Source organism: Nonomuraea phyllanthi (genome assembly GCF_006334985.2).
GTDB classification, from domain to species: domain Bacteria; phylum Actinomycetota; class Actinomycetes; order Streptosporangiales; family Streptosporangiaceae; genus Nonomuraea; species Nonomuraea phyllanthi.
In genome coordinates this window covers 1-20,141 of record NZ_VDLX02000038.1, presented here as the reverse complement: position 1 = coordinate 20,141, position 20,141 = coordinate 1, and the positions used below count along the sequence as shown (strand labels likewise).

Below are 20,141 nucleotides of genomic sequence, written 5' to 3'. Positions count from 1 at the left end.
TCAAGATCTCATGTGACCCCAGGGACCGGCGGCGCGAGCCGGCACGACCGCTGGCCGTGGCGGCGGTGGCGGGGGCGCGGTGCCGGGTCGGTCGGGGTGCGGCCGGTGGGCCGCCGTCGAGCCGGCAGGGCCGGTCGGGGTCGTCAGTGGTCAGGGCGGTGGACGGGGCGTGTCGGGATCTCGTCGAGTGCGGCGAGGGTCTTCTCGTCGAAGGTGATCGCGCCCGCCGCCAGATTCGCTTCGAGGTGGCGGGTGTCGGCGGTGCCCGGGATGAGCAGCGTCCGGGGGGAGTGGTGCAGCAGCCAGGCCAGGCCGACCTGCGCCGGGGTGCACCCCAGGTGCTCGGCGGCGGCGATCACGGCCGGCTCGTCGGTCACCTTCGCCCTCCACGAGAACGCGCCGCCGAGGGGGAAGTAGGGCATCCAGGCGATCTGCTCCGCCTCGCACAGCCGGAGCACGTCCTCGTCGTCGCGGGCCACGATGCTGTAGTCGTTCTGCACGCACACGATGCCCGCCGGCAGGGCGCGTCGCAGGACGTCGGCGGTCACGCTGCTCAGCCCGATCGCGCCGATCTTGCCCTCGTCGCGCAGCGCGATCAGCGACGCGAGCTGGTCGTCGAGGTCGATCACCTGGTCGTCCGTGACGGGGATCGTGATCCCGGCATCCATGCGGCGGAGGTTCACCACCGGAACCTGCTCGAGCCCGAGCGTGGCGAGGTTCTCCTCGACGCCGGCCCGCAGTTCCTCCGGCCGCTGCGCCAGACGCAGCGCCCGCGGGCCGCCGGGGTCCGAGACGGCGCCGACCTTGCTGACGATCAGGACGTCGTCCTGGGGCCGGAGCGCCTCGCGGATGATGTCGTTGACGAAGCCGTTGCCGTAGAACTGGGCGGTGTCCACGTGGTCGACGCCGAGGTCGATCGCGTGGCGCAGCAGGGCGACGGCGGCGCCGCGGTCGTCCCGCAGGCGCTCCAGCTGCATCGCGCCGTACCCGACGCGCGAAACCGTGCGGCCGGCCAGCTCGCCGAGGCCGCCGGGACGCGGGGCTCCGGCGGGAGCGCCCTCGGAGGCGGGGACGGGATCGGGGGTCATGGTTACCTGCTCTCATGAGAGAATGACCGAAGCGGAGGAGCCTCCGCTACATCTAACGTAGCACTACCGGAGGTCCCTCCGTTTTGAGCCGGCCCGTAACGCCACCGCCCCGAATCCCGCCGGACCCGCCCGATCCCGCCGACCGGCCGGTCCGCCGCGACGCGCGACGCAACCGCGACAAGCTCATCGCCGCCGCCCAGGCCGCCTTCGCGGCATCCGACGGCCCGGTCGCGCTGGAGGCCATCGCCCGCCAGGCCGGAGTCGGCATCGGGACGCTGTACCGCCACTTCCCCACCCGCGAGGACCTCGTCGAGGCCGTCTACGCCGCTGAGCTCGACGCCGTCACCGCGATCGTCCCCACCCTGCTCGACCAGCACCCCGCCGACGTCGCCCTGCGGGCCTGGATGGGCCGCTACGCCGCCTTCGTCGCCACCAAGCGCGGGATGATGGAGACGCTGCGCGCCGGGTTGGCCTCCGGGCGCATCGCGCCCCCGTCGCGGGAACGCGTCACCGTCACGGTCGCCGCGTTCCTCGAACGGGGCGCCGTGGCGGGCACCCTCCGCGCGGACGTCGACGCCGAAGACGTCACCACGATGCTCGTCGGCGTGTTCCTCGCCATCACGGCCGGCGCCCCTCAGGAGCGGGTCGACCGCCTGCTCGACCTCCTCACCGACGCGCTGCGTCCGAGAGCGGGTGCGGGTACGGACCCGTGATCGGCGGAGCCGGCGAACGACGGTTTCCGGGCCGCCCCCAGGACGCGATCGGGGAACCGGCCGCCCTGTTCCGCGCCTGCTCCAGGGCCTACTCCGGGCCTACTCCGGGGCCTGCTCGGGGACGGGGAGCCGCGGGGCCGGGAACAGGTTGCCGACCAGCAGTGTCGCCTCCTGCGCGGCGATGGCGAGGATGTCGTCCTCCGTGGCCTCGGTGCCCCGGGCGGCCAGCACGGCGTTGGGCACGCTGAGCAGGGCCATGCGGACGCGCAGGCGGTCATGCAGCGGCGCGCCGGGGCCGAGGAGGAGCTGTGCCGCCCGGTCCACCCGTTCCAGCGGGCCTCCCTGCCGCAGTGGCAGCACGGTGCGCAGCGCGGCATGGTTGGCCACGGCGAACCGCATGGTTCGCAGCCCCTGCCTGGCACCATGGGCGATCCAGCGGCCCAGGAAGTCGGAGCACAGCTCGGGGGTGAGCGGCTGGCGCTCGGCCCAGTCCAGCAGGTCGTCGAGCTCGTGCATGTTCTCCTGGAAGAGGCTGAGGATGATCGCCTCTTTGCTGTCGAAATGGTAGTAGAGCGCCGCCTTGGTGATGCCGATGTGCTCGGCGATCTCGCGCATCGAGGTGGCGTCGTAGCCGCGCTCGGTGAACAGCGACAGCGCGGCCTGCTGGATGTCGGCCCGCCTCTGGCTGCCCCTGCGCCGCAGGGCCGTCGCCCGTTCCCTCTCCGCCATCGCTCTTCCTTGCTCCTGGTTCAGCTTTCGGCAGAGTTTACCCCCTTGCTTACCGGCCGGTCAGCAAGTAGCTTACTGACCGGCCGGTAGGCATACGCGAGAGGAAGGGCTCGGTATGACTTTGCGAGTCGTGGGAGCGGGGTTTCCGCGTACGGGGACGACGTCGCTGAAGAGGGCGTTGGAGCGGCTGCTCGGGGCGCCCTGCTATCACATGGAGGAGGTGTTCGGGCGGCCGGCGGACGCCGTCATCTGGCGCGACGCCTGCGCCGGCGCCATGCCGGACTGGGACCGGTTCTTCGCCGACTACGCGGCTGGGGTGGACTGGCCGGTGTCGTGGTTCTGGCGCGACCTGACCGCCGCATACCCGGAGGCGCTGGTGCTGCTGTCCCGGCGGGAAAGCGCCGAGCGCTGGTACCAGAGCATGGACCGAACGCTGCTGCAAGGCGTACGCCGCCTGGCGAGCGCTGACGGTGACGCCACCGGCAACCTGCCGCCGATTCTCGCCACTGCCACTCCCGAGCAGGCCCGCGCCATGCAGGAGATGATCCGGGCGCTGTTCGGCGGCGTGTTCGACGACCTCGACGACCGCGACAAGGTCATCGCGGCCTACGACCGGCACCTCGCCGAGGTCCGCGCCACCGTGCCGGCCCACCGGCTGCTGGAATGGCAGCCCGCCGACGGCTGGGAGCCGCTGTGCGCCGCGCTCGACCTCCCGATTCCCGACGAGCCGTTCCCCCACGAGAACACCACGGCCCAGGTGCAGGCCCGGATCAGCGGTATCGACAGCCGGTGATCCCGGCGCGGCGTCCGATGCCGGTCAGGGGGACACGCGGCCGTCGCCCTCCTCCCGCTCGGGGCTGAATCCGGATCTCGTCCAGCACCCCGCCTCGGGTGCCCGCTGCCCGGTGGAGGCGCCGCGTACCTGCGCATCCTGGAAGGAGAGCGGCGTTTACCCGGCGAGGTCGTGCGGGTAGGCCAGTCATCGGCCGTCAGGGCGCGCCCGTGGCCGATGCAACGTGCCTGCTCAGCGGGGGAATTCCGCATGCTCGATCCAGATCCGCCGTTCCGCCGCGTCCGCAGGCCGGACGGCTACCTGCCGCTGGAGGACTTCGGCCTCATCGGTGACGGCACCACCGCGGCGCTGGTCGGGCTGGACGGCTCGATCCCGTGGTTGTGCCTGCCCCGCTTCGACAGCGAGCCCCTGCTGTGCGGCCTGCTGGATCATGCTCGGGGCGGGCACTTCACGCTGACGGTGGAGGACCTGCGGGAAGCGCGGCAGCGCTACGAGCCCGACACCGCGGTGCTGGTGACCGAGTTGCGCAGCGCGACCGGGCTGGTCAGGATCACCGACGCGCTGGCGGTACGCGCCGGCGCGGACCTCGGTGACGACGCGGGCGCGAGCAGGAGCGAGCTCGTCCGGTCCGCCCAGGTCGTCAGCGGGTCCGTCCGCCTGCGGGCGGAGCTGCGGCCCCGTGGCGGCGGGCAGGGCCAGCTCCGGGCGAGCGGTCTGGAGGTGCAGGCGTCCCGGCGGCCCGACCTGCGCCTGCACCTGCGCTCCAACCGTCCCCTGACCGGCCTGGACACCGTGCACGACCTGGAGCAGGGCGACCGGCTCGACCTGGTGCTGTCGTGGGGGCGCATCCACCGCCACCACCGGTTCGACCCCGGGGCGCTGCTGGCCGACACCGCCGAGGCGTGGCGCCGCTGGATGAGCGACTGCAGCTACGACGGCCCGGAGGAGCCGCTGGTCCGGCGGGCCGCGATCACGTTGAAACTCTGCGACGACTGGGTCAACGGCTCGCTGGTCGCCGCCCCCACCTCCTCGCTGCCCGCGCCGATCGGCGGAGTCCGCAACTGGGACTACCGCTACGCCTGGATCCGCGATGCCGCCTACGCCGTGTTCGCGCTGCGCCGCATCGGCTTCTGCGGCGAGGCCGACGCATTCCTCGGCTGGGTCCTCGACGCCTTCGAGCAGAGCCGCCGGCCGCGGATCATGTACACCCTGCAAGGCGACCCCGTACCCGAGGAGATCCAGGACACCGGCCTGGAGGGCTACCGGCGCTCGGGTCCGGTGCGATGGGGCAACGGCGCCGCCGACCAGCGCCAGCACGACGTCTACGGCGAGGTGATGGACTGCGCCGCGCAGTGGCTGCGCTCGGGCCGCGAGATCCAGCCCGCGCTGTGGAGCGGCCTGGCGGACCTGGCCGACACCGCCGCCACCTCCTGGCAGCAGCCCGACCAGGGCATCTGGGAGGTACGCAGCCCGGGCCGGGTCTTCACCTACTCCACCGGGATGTGCCAGGTGGCGCTGGACCGGGCGGCGGCGATCGGCGAGCGGCTCAACCTGTCGGGGCCGATCGCGCGCTGGCGTGCCACCGCCGACCAGCTGCGCCGGCTCATCCTGGAGCAGGCGTGGGACGAGGACGCGCAGTGCCTGAGCGAGCACCTGGACGGCGGCGGCAGCCTGGACGCCAGCCTGCTCGCGCTCCCGCTGCGGCACGTCGTCCCGGCCGACCACCCGAGGATGGCGGCCACCACCAGCGCCATCGCCGAACGCCTGTCCGCCGGCGACGGCCTGCTCCACCGCTACCTGCACGACCACTCGCCCGACGGCCTGCCCGGCGACGAGGGCGCGTTCCTGCTGTGCAGCTTCTGGCTGGTCGACAACCTCGTTCTGCAAGGCCGCGTCGACCAGGCCGAGGAGCTGTACGTCTCGCTGTGCGCCCGCGCCAGCCCGCTCGGGCTGCTCCCGGAGCAGATCGACCCGGCGACGGGCACGTTCATGGGCAACTTCCCGCAGGCGTTCAGCCACATCGGGGTCATCGCCAGCGGCGTCACCCTCGCGCGGGCGAGGCGGGCGTGAACGCGCCCTGATCGGGCGCCCGGCGCGGCCGTACGGTGACTTGGTGGAGTTCGGCGTTTACCCTGCGTTGCGGCGGGGGTAGGCCAGTCATCGGCCGTCCGGGCGCTCGCCCATGACCGATGCACCGTGCCTGCTCAGCGGGGGATATCCGCATGCTCGATCCAGATCCGCCATTTCGCCGCGTCCTCCGGCCGGACGGCCCGATCCCGCGGTCGCCGGCGTCGCCGCCGGTGCGCCCGTACGAGCGAGGGCGGGCGTGACAGCGTGATCAACCGGCTCGTCGTCTTCGGCGCCACCGGCGACCTCAACGCGCGCTACCTGCTGCCGGCGCTGGCCGCCCTGCGGGCCGCCGGGCACCTCGACGACCGCTTCCAGCTGACGTGCGTGGACCGGGCGGACTGGACCCGCGACGACTTCCGGCGCTGGGCGGCCGAGCAGCTGGACCGGCACGATCTCTCCTCGCCCGCCGCGGCCAGGAAGGCGATCACGGAGCCCGCCCGCTACGTGCGGGCGGACGCCACCGACGTCACCGACGTGGCGTCCGCCATCGAAGGCGACGGTCCCGCCGCCGTCTACCTCGCCCTGCCCCCAGCGGTCTTCCCCGGTACGGTGGCCGCCCTGCGGGACGCCGGCCTGGTGGCGGGCAGCCGGATCGTGCTGGAGAAGCCGTTCGGTGAGGACCTCGACAGTGCCGTGGCGCTGAACCGGCTGCTGTCGGAGGTGGTGCCGGAGCAGGCGGTGTTCCGCGTGGATCATTTCCTGGCCATGACGACCGTCCAGAACGTGCTCGGCAGCCGCCTGGCCAACCGGGTGCTGGAGCCCCTGTGGAACAGCGCGCACATCGCCGAGGTGGAGATCGTCTGGGAGGAGTCGCTCGCGCTGGAGGGGAGGGCGGGCTACTACGACGGCGCCGGGGCGCTGAAGGACATGGTGCAGAACCACCTGCTCCAGGTGCTGTGCCTGGTGGCCATGGAGCCGCCGTTGAGCCTCGGCGAGCGCGACCTGCGCGATCGCAAGATCGACGTGCTGCGCTCGGTTCGCCCCCTGACGGACGACGACGTCGTGCGCCGCACCCGCCGGGCCCGATACGCGGCCGGCCGCATCGGGGATCGCGACGTTCCCGCCTATGCCGAGGAGGACGGCGTGGACCCGCGGCGGCGCACCGAGACCTTCGCCGAGGTGGTGCTGGAGCTCGACAGCTGGCGCTGGTCCGGTACGACGTTCCGGCTGCGTACCGGCAAGGCGCTCGGCCGTGACCGCAAGGAGGTCGCGGTCCGCTTCCGGCCCGTCCCGCACCTGCCCTCCGGCTTCGGCGAGGAGGCCTCGCCCAACGTGCTGCGCTTCGGGCTGGAGCCGGAGAGCATGACCCTGGCGCTGACCGGCGCCGGCGCGGGCGCCCACACTCTCGCCCCGCTCGTGCTGACCGCGCGACCGGCGGCCCCCGACCTGCCCGCCTACGGCCGGCTGCTGCTGGACGTGCTGCACGGGAACGCGGCCCTGTCCATCCGCGGCGACGAGGCCGAGGAGTCCTGGCGGGTCCTCGCACCTGTCATGTCGGCCTGGTCCGGGAACCTGGTGCCGCTCGTCGAATACCCGGCCGGATCGGACGGGCCGGCCGCAGTGAGGGGGAGCTGATGCCGCCGACGAAGCAGTCCCTGCGCAGCCAGGCCTGGTGGGACAACGCGGGCAATCCGGAGATGACGGCGCTGTATCTCGAACGCTTCCTCAACTTCGGGCTGACCGCGAAGGAGCTCCAGTCCGGCCGGCCGATCATCGGCATCGCCCAGACGGGGAGCGACCTCGTTCCCTGCAACCGCCACCACCTCGCCCTCGCCGACCGCGTCAGGGACGGCATCCGCGACGGCGGTGGCATCCCGCTGGAGTTCCCCGTCCACCCGCTACAGGAGACCGGGAAGCGCCCGACCGCCGCGCTGGATCGCAACCTCGCCTACCTCGGGCTGGTCGAGGTGCTCTACGGGTACCCGCTCGACGGCGTCGTCCTGACGACGGGCTGTGACAAGACCACGCCCGCCTGCCTGATGGCGGCGGCGACGGTGAACATCCCGGCGATCGTCCTGTCCGGCGGGCCGATGCTCAACGGCTACCACCACGGCCAGCGGGAGGGCTCCTCGGGCTCGGGGCTGGTGATCTGGCAGTCGAAGCGGCTGCTGGCCACCGGGCAGATCGACTACGACGAGTTCATGGCGCGCGTGGCCGCCTCCGCGCCCAGCGTCGGGCACTGCAACACCATGGGCACCGCGCTGTCGATGAACAGCCTCGCCGAGGCCCTGGGCATGTCGCTGCCCGGCTGCGCGGCGATCCCGGCCCCCTATCGCCAGCGGGCGCAGATGGCCTACGAGACCGGCCGCCGGGCGGTGGCCCTCGTCCGGGAGGACCTCACCCCGCGCAAGATCATGACCCAGGCGGCCTTCGAGAACGCGATCGCGGTCGCCTCGGCCATCGCCGCCTCGACCAACGTGCCGGTCCACATCAACGCCATCGCCCGCCACGTGGGGGTGCCGCTGTCCATCCAGGACTGGCAGCGCGTCGGCGCAGGCATCCCGGTGCTGGCGAACGTCGCCCCCGCCGGTGAGTTCCTCGGCGAGGACTTCTACCGCGCCGGCGGCGTCCCCGCCGTCATGTGGTCGCTGCTGACGGCCGGGCGCCTGCACGGCGACGCCATGACCGTCTCCGGCCGCACCGTGGCCGGCAACCTGGCCGACGCCCCGCCCGTCGACCCGACCGTCATCCGCCCCTTCGACGACCCGCTCGCCGCGCGCGGCGGGCTGCTCGTCATGACGGGCAACCTGTTCGACTCCGCGGTCATGAAGACCTCGGTCCTCACCGGCGATCCGCGAGCGGTGTCCGACTACCGCGCCGTCGTCTTCGACGGGCCCGAGGACTACCACGCCCGCATCGACGACCCCGACCTCGGCCTCGACGAGGACTGCATCCTCGTCATCCGCTACACCGGGCCGATCGGCTACCCGGGATCGGCCGAGGTGGTGAACATGGAGGTGCCCGCCGCGCTGCTCCAGCGCGGCATCACCACGCTGCCCACGCTCGGGGACGGCCGCCAGAGCGGCACCTCCGACGCGCCGTCCATCCTCAACGCCAGCCCCGAGGCCGCGGCCGGCGGCAACCTCGCCATCCTGCGGACCGGCGACCGCATCCGCATCGACCTGGACAACGCGCGCGTCGACCTCCTCCTGCCGGACGAGGAGATCGCCGCCCGGTGGGCCGCCCACACGCCGCCGGCACTCGACAACCAGACACCGTGGCAGGAGATCTACCGCTCCACGGTCGGGCAGCTCGACAGCGGAGGCTGCATGGAGCTCGCCCTCTCGTACCAGGACCTCGTACACACCAAGGGAATCCCGCGTGACTCGCACTGATGCCAGGGGCACCATCATGATCGCCGACTCCGACTTCGGCGACGTGGACATCGAACGCCCGATCGTCGAGGGCGCCGGGTTCGAGCTTCTCGCCGCGCAGTGCAAGAGCGAGGACGAGGTGATCGAGTTGGGCCGGGACGTCGACGGGGTCCTGGCCCAGTACGTGCGGGTCGGTTGCCGCGCCATCGACGCGTTCACCCGCTGCCGGGTGATCGCCCGCTTCGGCACCGGCGTGGACATCGTCGACGTCGACGCCGCGACCCGGCGGGGCATCCAGGTCACGAACGCGCCGAGCGAATGGTGTGCCGACGAGGTCGCCGATCACGCCGTCGCGCTCTGGCTGGCCGCCGCCCGCAAGATCTGCGTGTACGACCGGGCGACCCGGCTGGGCGAATGGCAGTGGCAGAGCGGGCAGCCGATCTGGCGGCTGCGGGGACGGGTGCTCGGGCTGCTGTCCTTCGGCGCCATCGCGCAGCTCGTCGCCGAACGCGCGAGAGCGTTCGGCGTCGAGGTCTGGGCGCACGACCCGTTCGTCGACGAGTCCGAGATCCTGTCGCGCCAGGCGCGGCCGGTGTCCTTCGACGAGCTCGTGGAGGGCTCCGACTACCTCGTGATCCAGGCGCCGCTCACTCCGCAGACGCACCACACCTTCGACCGTACGACGCTGCGCAGGATGAAGCCGACCGCCGTGCTCGTCAACACCGCGCGCGGCCCGATCGTGGAGGACGCGGCGCTGCACCAGGCGCTCACAGAGGGATGGATCGCCGGCGCGGCACTGGACGACCTCGAGGAGGAGCCCGCGAAGCAGCGCGACTGGCTGCCGCGCAACCCCCTGTTCGCGCTGCCCAACGTGATCGTCACACCGCACGCCGCCTACTACTCCGAGCAGGCCATCACGACGGTGCGGCGCATCGCCGCGGAGGAGGCCGTACGGGTCCTGACCGGGCAGGGCGCCCGCCACCCGGTCAACGACGTGACGGCCGGCTCCCTCCCCGAGGAGCCCGGGTAGGCCACGCCGAGCCGATGATCTCCGGGCGGCGGGATGAAACCTGTCCGATTTTCTAGTGGCGGCCAAATGCCCGGAAAGTGTGGGTCGGACGCCGCCGGCACCTCGCCGGATCGCATGATCCGGCCAATGTCTATACCTGATGAACGGCCGTCCGAAAAGGTCTTGTTTCTGCAATCGTCATCGCCTACGTTTGCGCTGCAAACGTAACCGATAACGATTGCAACATGTGAGGGCGTCATGGCCGAAGGCGCTGCGCCGGTGACGATGAGCGATGTCGCACGACTAGCGGGCGTCTCCACCGCGACTGTGTCACGGGTGGTCAATGAGCGTTACGGCGTCAGCCCGAGCACCATCGCACAGGTCCGTTCGGCCATCGAGCTGCTCGGCTACGAGTCGAGCCTGGTGGCGACGAGCCTGCGGCGCAGCCGCACCAATGTCCTTGGCCTGGTGACCCACAGCTTTCAGTCGTATACGGCCGAGGTGCTCAAGGGGGTGATGGACGCGCTGACCCAGTCGGGCTTCGACTTGATCATCTACGCCAACAGCGATCTCTACGGGACCTATTCCGAGGGCTGGGAGCAGCGGCATCTGGCCCGCCTGGCGGGCACGCTCACGGATGGGTGCATCGTCGTCACGCCTTCGGGCGAGGTAAGGAGCGGTGCTCCGGTCGTGGTCATCGATCCGGCAAGAGACTCGACGGTGCCGTCGGTGACGGCCGACAACCTCGCGGGTGCCACCGTGGTGGTGGAGCATCTCCTCAACCTGGGACATCGGCGCATCGGATTCATCGCGGGCCGGTCCAGCCTGGCGGCCGCATGGTCGCGCGAGGAGGGTTACCGCAAGGCGCTGGCCGCAGCCGGCGTTCCCGTCGATCCTGGTTTGATCGCGAGAGGGGACTTCAACCCTGAGTCCGCGGCACCACTAGCGCGGGAGCTGCTGGACAGGGCGGACCGTCCGACGGCGATCTTCACCGCGAACGACGGAATGGCGCTGAAGGTTCTGGAGGTCGCCAAGGACCTGGGGCTCAGGGTTCCCGGCGACCTGTCGGTGGTCGGCTTCGACAACATCCCGGAGTCCGCGCTGGTCGAGCCGGGGCTGACCACCGTGGACCAGTCGATGTACCGGCTCGGGTACGAGGCCGCGCGCATGCTCAAGTCGCTGGTGTGCGGCGACTCGGAGGGGCCCCACCAGATCGTGCTTCCGACCCGCCTGGTGGTTCGCGGCTCCACCGCGGAACCGAGGAACCCTATGTGATCGTGACGCCACCGACAGGTGCGGCGTCTCACCGCACCTGACGTTCGGGGCAACGAACGTCAGGTGGGCAGCTGACCCCACGACGGATGGGAGGTGCGAACACCAACCACAAACGATCCACCGCATGAATCAGGCCGGCCATTCGGGCATCAACCGTGGCCAGCCATCAAGGGGAGTTTTCGCATGCCTTCTTTACCTTATCACGGCAGGTCAGGCGCCCAGAGCGGGCTCAGGCTCGCAGCGGCGATCGCCGCCGGCGTCATGGCGATCGCCGCAGTGTTGCTCGCGCCGCGGCCGGCGGTGGCGGACACGCCGTGGCTGAATGTCTCCGAGGACGGCTACGCGTCCTTCAGCGTTCCGGCGGCCTCCGTCGAGGCCAGTGTGGGCCCGGTGTCCCAGGTCGTCATCGAGGGAAACTTCGGCCCTTCCTCCACCTGGGCGGAGTTCGGTCTGACCCGCCGGGGCGACGTCTGGTCAGGGGTCCTCGGTCCGCTCAAGCCCGGGCTGTACTCCTACCAGGTCACGGGTGATGACACCAAGAGCCTCAAGGATCCGACGAACGGCGCCGGCGTGGCGTCCAAACCCCACTGGAGCACCTTCTTCGTGCCGGGCGACGCGGCGCGCCTGCTGGCAGACGTCCCCCAGGGGCAGGGCGGCAAGGTCGAAACCCTGACCTACCGGACCAAGCACCAGGAGCGGTCGGCTCTGGTATGGACGCCGCCGGGATACGCGGCCGAGGGCCCTATGGCCTATCCGGTGCTGTACCTGCGGTCCGGCGACGGTGTGAGCGCCACCGACTGGCTCGACCTCGGCCGGGCCAAGCAGATCCTCGACAACCTGTCGGTCCAGAAGGCCATGGAGCCGATGGTGGTCGTGATCAGCGGCGGCAACGGGCCGGGCGACGACAAGGACCTCCGGAAGGCGGTCGCCGAGCGCTACCGCGTCCATCGCGACCCGGCGCATCAGGCGATCGCCGGTGTGGCCGAGGGCGGGACGCAGGCGCTGCGTGCCGCCCTGACCCACCCGGGGCAGTACGCCTACGCCGGCTCGTTCTCCGGTCTCCTGACGGATGGCGGCGGCCGGGCGGACGCGATAAACCGCCACGTCAAGCTGCTGCGGCTGTACACGGGGAACGTGACGGACCCCGCGTACAACGCGACCAACCGCCTGACGAAGGCACTGGACCGCGCGCGCATCGCGTACGAATTCGACGGGGTCAACCCCGACGCCGGGGCGAACTGGAACGCCTGGCAGGAGAATCTGATCGATTTCGTGCCGCGGCTGTTCCGCAAGGTGTCGGACCACGGGCCGAGCGCCGGTCACGGGCGGCTGAAGGGCGAGTTCACCCCGCCGGCGCCCGGCACCACCCCGACGCCGTTCGTGACCGAGGACGGCTTCGTCACCTTCGAGACCACGACCGACTTCCAGAACGCCGAGCACGTCACGGTGTGGGCGAACTGGGCTCCCAACGGGAGCTGGCTGCGGGTCCCGCTGACCCGTGCGGGCGATCGGTGGCGCGCGACCGTGGGCCCGCTCGACCCGTGGTTCTACTACTACCGGCTGATAGTGGACCGGGTCGCGGTCAAGGACGTGTCGAACCCGACGAAGGTTACCTCGGAGCCGATGTGGAGCACCTTCCTCGTCAACGGAGAGGAGGCGCGCCTGCTCACCGACGTTCCCGCCGACAAGGCCGGAAAGGTCGAGAGCCTGACGTACCGGAGCACCGTCGCGAACCAGGACCGGACCGCGCTGGTCTGGACCCCGCCGGGATATGACCCGGACCGCGCGGAGCCGTACCCCGTCTTCTACCTCCAGCATGGTGGCGGCCAGAGCTACACGGACTGGATCGAGATGGGCCGCGCCGCGCAAATCCTCGACCACCACTTCCTGGACGGGAACCTGGTGCCGATGGTGGTCGTGATGGGCAACGGCAACGTGTCCGACTTCAACAAGGAACTGCTGGAGAACATCATTCCGGCGGCCCGCGCCCGGTACCACGTCTCCAGCGACCCGTCGCAGCAGGCTCTCGCCGGCCTGTCGATGGGAGGCGGGCAGACGTTCGGAATGCTCAAGGCCCATCCGGGCCAGTTCGCCTACGTCGCGGCGTTCTCGGCCGGCTTCGGCAGCGGCGCGGGCGTCGACGCGGAGGCGATCAACAACGGGACCAAGCTGTTGCGCCTGTACGTCGGCGACCAGACGGACTTCGTCCACCAGTCGTTCATGGCATCCCTGACCACCCTGAACGACCTCGGCATCCGCTACGAGTTCGACGGAGTAACCCCGGGGCCGCACGGCTGGGACGTGTGGCAGAAGAACCTCATCGACCTGGCACCACGCCTGTTCAAGCGCTAGGCGTGCCCGTCCGCCCGGCCTTCGCCGCCGGACGCGGGCTGTGTTAGCGCTCACATGGGGTTCGGCGCGAAGGGCGGGGCACGGGTCGCGTCACCCGTGCCCCGTCCAGCCGATCGCTCGGTTCCAACGGCGGCGCATGAACGTACGTGCGCCGCGATCCCAAGGGAAATATGCAAATGAACAAGAAACGGCTCTCTGCCGCGGCGGCCATGCTCGCCGCCACGACCGCGCTGGTCGCCTGCTCCTCCGACGGGGGAGGGGGCGCGACCACCACGAGCGGCAGCGGCGCCAGCAACTGCACGAACACGATCCCGAAGAAGAACCTGCCGGTCGTGACGATGTGGGGCTGGTACCCCAACATGCAGCTCGTCGTCGACAACTTCAACAAGCAGAACGGCGAGGTGCAGGTCTGCTGGACCAACGTCGGCCAGGGCAGCGACGAGTACGACAAGTTCCAGACGGCCGTCTCTGCTGGAACCGGCGCGCCTGACGTCATCATGATCGAGATGGACCGGATCCCGACCTTCCAGATCCAGAGCGCGCTCGTCGACATCAAGAAGTACGGCTTCGACGCCGTCAAGGCCGACTACAGCGAGGGCGCGTGGAAGGACGTCTCGGTCGGTGACGCGGTCTACGGCGTGCCGGTCGACGGAGGCCCGATGGCGATGATCTACCGGAAGGACATCTTCAAGAAGTACGACATCACGCCGCCGAAGACGTGGGCCGAGTACGAGCAGGCGGCCCAGAAGATGAAGGATGCGGGCGGTCCCGCATTCGGCGACTTCGCCGCGAACGTGTCGGCCCTCACCATGGCGCTGCAGATCCAGAAGGGCGCAGCCCCGTTCACCTACGACCCGGCGCAGCAGAGCTCGATCGGCGTCAAGCTGAACGACCAGGCCTCCAAGGACGTGCTCGACTATTGGGGGCGCCTCGCGAAGAAGGGGCTGGTCGGGACGCAGGACCAGTTCACCCCGGAGTACATCTCCGGCGTGATCAACGGCAAGTACGCGACGTACGTCTCGGCGGCCTGGGCGCCCGGTTACCTCACCGGTGCCGGCGTCGGCAAGGGCAAGGACACCGGCAAGTTCGCGGTGGCGCCGCTCCCGCAATGGGATCCCGACAATCCGGTACAGGTGAACTGGGGCGGGTCCGCCTTCTCCGTGACGAGCCAGGCAAAGAACCCTGAACTCGCGGCGAAGGCGGCGTACGGCCTCTATGCCGACAAGGAGTCGCTCACCCACGGCTGGACCAACCAGATCATCTTCCCGCTGAACCTCAAGGCGCTCAACGACCCCGAGTTCGTGAACTTGAAGGTCGCCTTCTTCGACGGCCAGCAGGCAAACAAGGAGGTCTACGTCCCTGCGGCGAACGCTTACCAGGGCGTCACCTACAGCCCGTTCGGCCAGTTCTACTTCGACGCCATGACGAAGCAGGTCAGTGCGCTCATCGAGGGCTCAGTCACCGGTGTGCAGGCTGCCGACAAGCTTCAGGAGGACGTGGCGAAGTACGCCGAAGAGCAAGGTTTCACCGTTCAGTGACGGAAAAGGGTGGGCCGTCCTCACACCGGCCGGCCCACCCGCGATCTCCCAACATCGACATCCCGGAGCCCAGGCTGACCCTCATGATCGACAAAAGTGTGCCAAGCACCCAAGACAGGACGCACAGGATGCGCGGCAAGGTGCGCCTCCGTGAGCACGTGATGGGGTGGCTCTTCGTCGGGCCGTTCGGGATCGTCTTCCTCACGTTGCTCATCGCGCCACTCGCGTACGCGCTGTACCTCAGCCTTTTCCAGAAGAAACTGATCGGTGGCACCAGCTTCGTCTTCCTCGACAATTATGTGAAAGCGTTCACCGACCCGAGTTTCATTTCGGGGTCATGGTTCGTCATCCGCTTCTCGCTGGTCTCCATCCCGCTGCAGATCATCATGGCGCTCGCGCTGGCCCTGATCCTGGACGCCGTCACCTCCCTGTTCAGTCGCTTCTCCCGCCTCATGATCTTCCTCCCCTACGCGATCCCCACGGTCATCGGGGCCGTCATGTGGGGGTTTCTGTACAGCAAGAGCTTCGGGCCGCTCACCGACCTCTTCGGTCTGTTCGGTGCCACCCCGCCTGATTTCCTCGGCAGCAACCTGATCTTCTACGGCCTGGTCAACATCGTCACCTGGCAGTGGGCCGGCTACTACATGATCATCCTTTACGCGGCGCTCCAGGGCATCGACCCGGCACTTTACGAGGCCGCCCGCATGGACGGCGCCGGCAAATGGCAGATCGCGCTCCGGATCAAAATTCCGCTGATCGCCCCCGCGCTGCTCCTGATCCTGGTCTTCTCGCTCATCGGCACCCTGCAGTTCTTCAACGAACCACAAATCTTGCGATCCCTCGCGGCCGGCACCATCGGGCCGGACTTCACCCCCAACATGTACGCATATCAGCAGGCATTCGCGCTCGCGAACTTCAACTACGGATCGGCGATCTCCTTCGCTCTCGGCGGGGTCGTCTTCGTCGGCGTCTACGGTTTCCTGTTCCTCACCCGCAAGCGGAGGAGTTTCCTGTGACGAGTGACCTCTCTCGCGCCGGCGCCCGCCGCCGGCCGCAGCGTCATCTGCCCTTGCAGGTGCTCCTCGGCTTCCTGGTCGTGTACTTTCTCGTACCGTTCTGGTGGGTCATCGTCAACAGTTCCAAGGACGCACCCGGCCTGTTCGGCGGCGGCAACACCCTGTGGTTCGCCGACCGCATCGACTTCCTCGGCAACCTCGAGCAGCTGTTCACCTACGACAACGGGATCTACGGCAGGTGGATACTCAACTCCACGCTGTACGCGCTCGCGGGCGGGGTCGGCGCCACGATCCTGGCCGTCATGGCCGGCTACGGATTCGCCAAGTACCGATTCGCAGCCAGGCGCTTCAGCTTCTCACTCGTGCTCGGCGCGTTGATGGTGCCGGCGACGGCCCTGGTGATTCCCACCTTCATGATGTTCTCCGAGTTCGGCCTGACCAACACGGTCTGGGCGGTGATCCTCCCGTCACTGCTCAACCCGTTCGGCGTCTATCTGATGCACGTATACGCGCGCGACGCCGTTCCCGACGAGATCCTGGACGCCGCGCGGGCCGACGGCGCGGGCGAGATACGGACGTTCCTCCAGGTCGCATTCCCGCTGATGCGGCCTGCCGTGGTCACAGTGCTGCTCCTGTCCGCCGTGGCCTCCTGGAACAACTACTTCCTGCCCCTCGCCATGCTTTCCGACAACCGCCTCTTCCCCGTCACCGTCGGACTCGGCCTCTGGCAGGGAATCGCGTCGGCGAACAACGCCGGCAGCACCTCCCTCTGGAGCCTCATCATCATGGGTGCGCTCATGTCGGTCATCCCGCTCGTCATCGCTTTCTTCAGCCTGCAGCGACACTGGCGCGGAGGGCTGTCCGTCGGCGGCCTGAGGTAGGCCGGGATCGGCCCTACCGGGACCACGGGTTGAACGCCAGGCGGTGGGTGCACAGCGGCTCTGGTCATCGCGGCGATCCGGGTCGTTGTGCGCGGCGCGCGAACGGCGACCGGCTCGCCGAGGTGACCGACCCGCCTATCGCGGACTGAAATCGCCGGGCACGACGGGCGGAAAGGCGCGCAGACCGTGAGCGGCCGGCCCCGTCCCGCCGCCGTTCAGGACCGGCGGACGGCGGTGACGTCGAGCTCCAGCATCACCTCCGGGCTGACCAGGACCGTGGTCGCGGCGTTCCAGTTCACGCCCCAGTCGTTGCGGTCGATGGTGACCCGGCCCCGGAAGCCGGCCCGGACGGTGCCGTGGCGGTCCTTCTCGGCGCGGGTCAGCTCGAAGTCCACGGTGACCGGCCTGGTCACGCCGCGCATGGTGAGGTTCCCGGTGACCTGGTAGGCGGCCTCGCCGGCCTGCCTCACCTCGGTCGAGGCGAACGTGATGGCCGGGTGCCGGTCGGTGTCGAGGAACTTGCCGCGCAGGTAGCCGTCGCGCTGCCGCTTGCGCGTCCGGATGCTGTTCGCCTGGATCGTGAGCCGGACGCTGGACTTCGACGGGTCGTCGCCGTCGAGGTACGCCCCGCCCTCGAACGCGTCGAAGTGCCCGCGCACCCTGGTGGCCATCGTGTGCCGGGCGACGAACCCGATCCGCGTACGGGTGGTGTCGAGGACGTAGTCGCCGGTCAGCTCGCCGAGCCCGGTCATGGTCGTCATGGTGATTCACTCCAGGAAGGGAAGAGGTCGTCGATCTTCAGGGCCGGTCATGACATGTGTGCGGACGCCGGCGCCGAGCCGGGCAGCGGGGTGGTGTCGAGGTATCTGACCTCGTAGACGCGCTCGGCGAACCTCCAGCCGTCGGAGGTGCGCCGGTAGCGGTCGTGGTAGATGGCGTAGTTCAGGTGCGAGTCGCCGTCGTGCATGCGACCGAACTCCGCGACATAGGCGCGGCCGGTCGCGGTGTCGCCGTCGAGCCGGATCATGCCGGGGTGCACCGTCTGCACGAAGAAGTCCCAGAGGTCCTGCAGCCGTTCGAGCCCGGCGCGGATCTCCTCGCGGCCGACGAACGCGACACCGATGTGGGGCATCCGCCACGCGCGGTCCTCCGCGAACAGCGCCGCGAAGCGGTCCCAGTCGTGCAGCGTCCCCGCGTCGGTGAACTCGCCACGCAGCGCCTCTATCTCGACGCGGTCCGCTATGACCGAAATATCGCGCATCAGTCTCTCCTTGTCACATCAGATGGTTGGGAGGGGTCACCCAGGTGACACCTAGCAGCGGAGGAATGTGACCGATGACGGAGTCCGAATGGCTCGCGGAGGGCTTCGAGAGGAACCGGACGCGCCTGCGGGCGGTCGCCTACCGGATGCTCGGCTCGCCGGCGGAGGCCGATGACGCCGTCCAGGAGGCGTGGCTGCGGGCCAGCCGGTCGAACGCCGAAGGCGTCGAGAGCCTCGACGCCTGGCTGACCACCATCGTGGCCCGCGTGTGCCTGAACGTGCTGCGCTCGCGCAGGACCCGGCGCGAGGAGCTCATGGGCGTCCACGTACCGGATCCGGTCATCACCCGTGCGGACGGGACGAATCCCGAGGACGAGGCGCTGCTGGCGGACTCGGTCGGGCTGGCGCTGCTCGTCGTGCTCGAAACCCTGACCCCGGCCGAGCGGCTGGCGTTCGTCCTGCACGACATGTTCGACCTGCCCTTCGACGAGATCGCCCCCATGGTGGGGCGGACCCCGGCCACGGCGAGGCAGCTCGCCAGCCGGGCCAGGCGCCGGGTGCGGGGAGCCGAGGTCCAGGCCCCCGAGCCCGACGTCGGCCGCCAGCGCGAAGTGGTCGACGCCTTCTACGCCGCGGCGCGCGGCGGCGACCTCGACGCGCTCGTCGCGCTCCTCGACCCTGACGTCGTGATGCGCTCGGACGGGGGGACGGCGCGTCCGGACGCGTCCGTGGTGGTCTGCGGCGCGGCGAACGTCGCCGCCCAGGCGCTGCGGTTCCACGAGCCCGCTGGCGTCGTACGGCCGGCCCTGGTGAACGGGGCGGCCGGCGCCGTCGTGACCCTGGGGGATCGGCCGCTCGTGGTCATCGGGTTCACCGTCGCGCACGGCAGGATCGTGGCGATCGACGCCGTCGCTGACCAGGACCGCCTCTCCCGGCTCGACCTGGCCGTCCTCGACGGCTGAGTGCCACGCAGTGGCTGATGTCACCTTTTCCGGGTCTGATCCGTCAGCTGTACGAGTGGCCTGAGGAAGAGGAAACGTGACCGTGAACCCTGATGATGTGCTGGCCGTCCAGTTCGAGGACCACCGCGCCCACCTGAAGGCCGTGGCCTACCGCATGCTGGGCTCGCTGACGGAGGCCGAGGACGCCGTCCAGGAGGCGTGGCTGCGCCTGGCCCGCTCCAACGCCGACGACATCGACAACCTCGGCGGCTGGCTGACCACCGTGGTGGGCCGGGTGTGCCTGGACATGCTGCGCCTCAGGAAGGTACGGGGCGAGGAGCCGCTGGAGGACCGCCTGCCCGACCCGGTGGTCAGCCGCGAGGACGCCGTCGACCCGGAGCAGCACGCGGTGATGGCGGACTCCGTCGGGCTGGCGCTGCTGGTGGTGCTGCAGTCGCTGACGCCCGCCGAGCGGCTGGCGTTCGTCCTGCACGACATGTTCGGCCTGCCGTTCGACGAGATCGCGCCCATCGTGGACCGGACACCGGCGACGGCCAAGAAGCTCGCCAGCCGGGCGCGCCAGCGGGTCCGCGGCGCCACCCCGAGCCCCGACCCCGACCTGGCCACCCAGCGCCGGGTGGTGGACGCGTTCCTGGCCGCCGCGGGCGGCGGCGACTTCGAGGGGCTGCTGGCCGTCCTCGACCCCGACGTGGTGCTGCGCGCCGACGCCGGCGTCGGCCTGCAGATCGTGCGCGGCGCGGCGGCCGTGGCCGGTCAGGCCGCGTCCTTCCGGCGCCAGGTCTCGGCGGCCGTCGGCCACCCCGCGCTGGTCAACGGCGTCGCCGGCCTGGTCAACACCATCGACGGGCGGCCGGTCTCGGTCATGAGCTTCGTCATCGCCGGCGGCCGGATCGTCGCGATCGACATCCTGGCCGACCACGACCGCCTGCCCGGCCTGGACCTGGCCGGCCTCATCGGCTGACAGTGATGATGTAGATGAGCGCTTCCCGGCAGGGTCTGACCCATCGGCTGACTGACCTTGTGGTCCTCAACGGGATCTGTCGGCCCTGGCCGGGAAGCGCTCATGTGCACTCACCGGAC

Annotated in this window: 17 protein-coding genes; 13 read left to right on the top strand and 4 right to left on the bottom strand. The window is 70.1% G+C overall.

Annotated elements, in window-relative coordinates; all coding sequences use genetic code 11:
* Window positions 1-143 precede the first annotated feature (143 nt).
* Window positions 144-1,088 (bottom strand): aldo/keto reductase, encoded by a 945-nt coding sequence (locus FH608_RS49550; RefSeq protein WP_139638188.1) that lies wholly within the window; start codon window positions 1,086-1,088, stop codon window positions 144-146.
* 83 nt (window positions 1,089-1,171) lie between these two features.
* Between FH608_RS49550 and FH608_RS49545 the strand changes: the two genes are divergently transcribed.
* The gene (locus FH608_RS49545; protein ID WP_226900620.1) at window positions 1,172-1,801 is read left to right on the top strand and encodes a TetR/AcrR family transcriptional regulator; all 630 of its coding nucleotides are present in this window, start codon (window positions 1,172-1,174) and stop codon (window positions 1,799-1,801) included.
* Window positions 1,802-1,900: 99 nt separating this feature from the next.
* On the opposite strand, the gene FH608_RS49540 is transcribed toward FH608_RS49545, so the two are convergent.
* Complete coding sequence (locus tag FH608_RS49540) at window positions 1,901-2,530, bottom strand: TetR/AcrR family transcriptional regulator (RefSeq protein ID WP_139638187.1); 630 nt, start codon at window positions 2,528-2,530, stop codon at window positions 1,901-1,903.
* A 115-nt stretch (window positions 2,531-2,645) separates the two neighbouring features.
* On the opposite strand from FH608_RS49540, the gene FH608_RS49535 reads away from it, so the two are divergent.
* The 10 genes from FH608_RS49535 (at window position 2,646) to FH608_RS49490 (ending at window position 16,838) form a co-directional block, all read left to right on the top strand.
* Window positions 2,646-3,323, top strand: coding sequence for a sulfotransferase family protein (locus tag FH608_RS49535; RefSeq protein ID WP_139638186.1), 678 nt, complete (start codon window positions 2,646-2,648; stop codon window positions 3,321-3,323).
* Between the two features lie 249 nt (window positions 3,324-3,572).
* Window positions 3,573-5,393 carry a glycoside hydrolase family 15 protein gene (locus FH608_RS49530; RefSeq protein ID WP_139638185.1) on the top strand — a complete coding sequence of 607 codons (1,821 nt, stop codon included), beginning with the start codon at window positions 3,573-3,575 and terminating at the stop codon, window positions 5,391-5,393.
* A gap of 264 nt (window positions 5,394-5,657) precedes the next feature.
* Window positions 5,658-7,028, top strand: coding sequence for a glucose-6-phosphate dehydrogenase (locus FH608_RS49525; RefSeq protein ID WP_139638184.1), 1,371 nt, complete (start codon window positions 5,658-5,660; stop codon window positions 7,026-7,028).
* A complete protein-coding gene (locus tag FH608_RS49520) occupies window positions 7,028-8,788 on the top strand; it encodes an IlvD/Edd family dehydratase (protein ID WP_139638183.1) in 1,761 nt (586 codons plus the stop codon). Before FH608_RS49525 ends, FH608_RS49520 begins: the two co-directional genes overlap by 1 nt.
* Complete coding sequence (locus FH608_RS49515; protein WP_193319079.1) at window positions 8,775-9,797, top strand: C-terminal binding protein; 1,023 nt, start codon at window positions 8,775-8,777, stop codon at window positions 9,795-9,797. Before FH608_RS49520 ends, FH608_RS49515 begins: the two co-directional genes overlap by 14 nt.
* A 237-nt stretch (window positions 9,798-10,034) precedes the next feature.
* Window positions 10,035-11,051, top strand: coding sequence for a LacI family DNA-binding transcriptional regulator (locus tag FH608_RS49510; protein WP_139638182.1), 1,017 nt, complete (start codon window positions 10,035-10,037; stop codon window positions 11,049-11,051).
* A gap of 183 nt (window positions 11,052-11,234) precedes the next feature.
* Entirely contained in the window at window positions 11,235-13,403 is a 2,169-nt protein-coding gene (locus tag FH608_RS49505; protein WP_139638181.1) for an alpha/beta hydrolase, read from the top strand.
* 176 nt (window positions 13,404-13,579) lie between these two features.
* Entirely contained in the window at window positions 13,580-14,941 is a 1,362-nt protein-coding gene (locus tag FH608_RS49500) for an ABC transporter substrate-binding protein (protein ID WP_139638180.1), read from the top strand.
* Between the two features lie 98 nt (window positions 14,942-15,039).
* Entirely contained in the window at window positions 15,040-15,957 is a 918-nt protein-coding gene (locus FH608_RS49495) for a carbohydrate ABC transporter permease (RefSeq protein WP_226900616.1), read from the top strand.
* Entirely contained in the window at window positions 15,954-16,838 is an 885-nt protein-coding gene (locus FH608_RS49490; protein WP_139638178.1) for a carbohydrate ABC transporter permease, read from the top strand. Before FH608_RS49495 ends, FH608_RS49490 begins: the two co-directional genes overlap by 4 nt.
* A gap of 215 nt (window positions 16,839-17,053) precedes the next feature.
* Here FH608_RS49490 and FH608_RS49485 read toward each other — a convergent pair whose 3' ends face one another.
* A complete protein-coding gene (locus FH608_RS49485; RefSeq protein WP_139638177.1) occupies window positions 17,054-17,599 on the bottom strand; it encodes a YceI family protein in 546 nt (181 codons plus the stop codon).
* A gap of 47 nt (window positions 17,600-17,646) precedes the next feature.
* Window positions 17,647-18,099, bottom strand: coding sequence for a nuclear transport factor 2 family protein (locus FH608_RS49480; RefSeq protein ID WP_139638176.1), 453 nt, complete (start codon window positions 18,097-18,099; stop codon window positions 17,647-17,649).
* A 74-nt stretch (window positions 18,100-18,173) separates the two neighbouring features.
* Between FH608_RS49480 and sigJ the strand changes: the two genes are divergently transcribed.
* Both sigJ and FH608_RS49470 read left to right on the top strand, forming a co-directional pair.
* On the top strand, window positions 18,174-19,061 hold the full coding sequence (sigJ, locus tag FH608_RS49475) for an RNA polymerase sigma factor SigJ (protein ID WP_139638175.1): 888 nt from the start codon (window positions 18,174-18,176) through the stop codon (window positions 19,059-19,061).
* A gap of 82 nt (window positions 19,062-19,143) precedes the next feature.
* Window positions 19,144-20,022, top strand: coding sequence for a sigma-70 family RNA polymerase sigma factor (locus FH608_RS49470; protein ID WP_139638174.1), 879 nt, complete (start codon window positions 19,144-19,146; stop codon window positions 20,020-20,022).
* The last annotated feature ends 119 nt before the right edge of the window (window positions 20,023-20,141 follow it).

Excerpts from the sequence above, each read along its gene's own strand:
- FH608_RS49550 (WP_139638188.1), bottom strand. The coding sequence starts at position 1,088 with ATGACCCCCGATCCCGTCCCCGCCTCCGAGGGCGCTCCCGCCGGAGCC.
- FH608_RS49540 (WP_139638187.1), bottom strand. The coding sequence starts at position 2,530 with ATGGCGGAGAGGGAACGGGCGACGGCCCTGCGGCGCAGGGGCAGCCAG.
- FH608_RS49535 (WP_139638186.1), top strand. The coding sequence starts at position 2,646 with ATGACTTTGCGAGTCGTGGGAGCGGGGTTTCCGCGTACGGGGACGACG.
- FH608_RS49530 (WP_139638185.1), top strand. The coding sequence starts at position 3,573 with ATGCTCGATCCAGATCCGCCGTTCCGCCGCGTCCGCAGGCCGGACGGC.
- FH608_RS49520 (WP_139638183.1), top strand. The coding sequence starts at position 7,028 with ATGCCGCCGACGAAGCAGTCCCTGCGCAGCCAGGCCTGGTGGGACAAC.
- FH608_RS49510 (WP_139638182.1), top strand. The coding sequence starts at position 10,035 with ATGGCCGAAGGCGCTGCGCCGGTGACGATGAGCGATGTCGCACGACTA.
- FH608_RS49505 (WP_139638181.1), top strand. The coding sequence starts at position 11,235 with ATGCCTTCTTTACCTTATCACGGCAGGTCAGGCGCCCAGAGCGGGCTC.
- FH608_RS49500 (WP_139638180.1), top strand. The coding sequence starts at position 13,580 with ATGAACAAGAAACGGCTCTCTGCCGCGGCGGCCATGCTCGCCGCCACG.
- FH608_RS49485 (WP_139638177.1), bottom strand. The coding sequence starts at position 17,599 with ATGACGACCATGACCGGGCTCGGCGAGCTGACCGGCGACTACGTCCTC.
- FH608_RS49480 (WP_139638176.1), bottom strand. The coding sequence starts at position 18,099 with ATGCGCGATATTTCGGTCATAGCGGACCGCGTCGAGATAGAGGCGCTG.
- sigJ (WP_139638175.1), top strand. The coding sequence starts at position 18,174 with ATGACGGAGTCCGAATGGCTCGCGGAGGGCTTCGAGAGGAACCGGACG.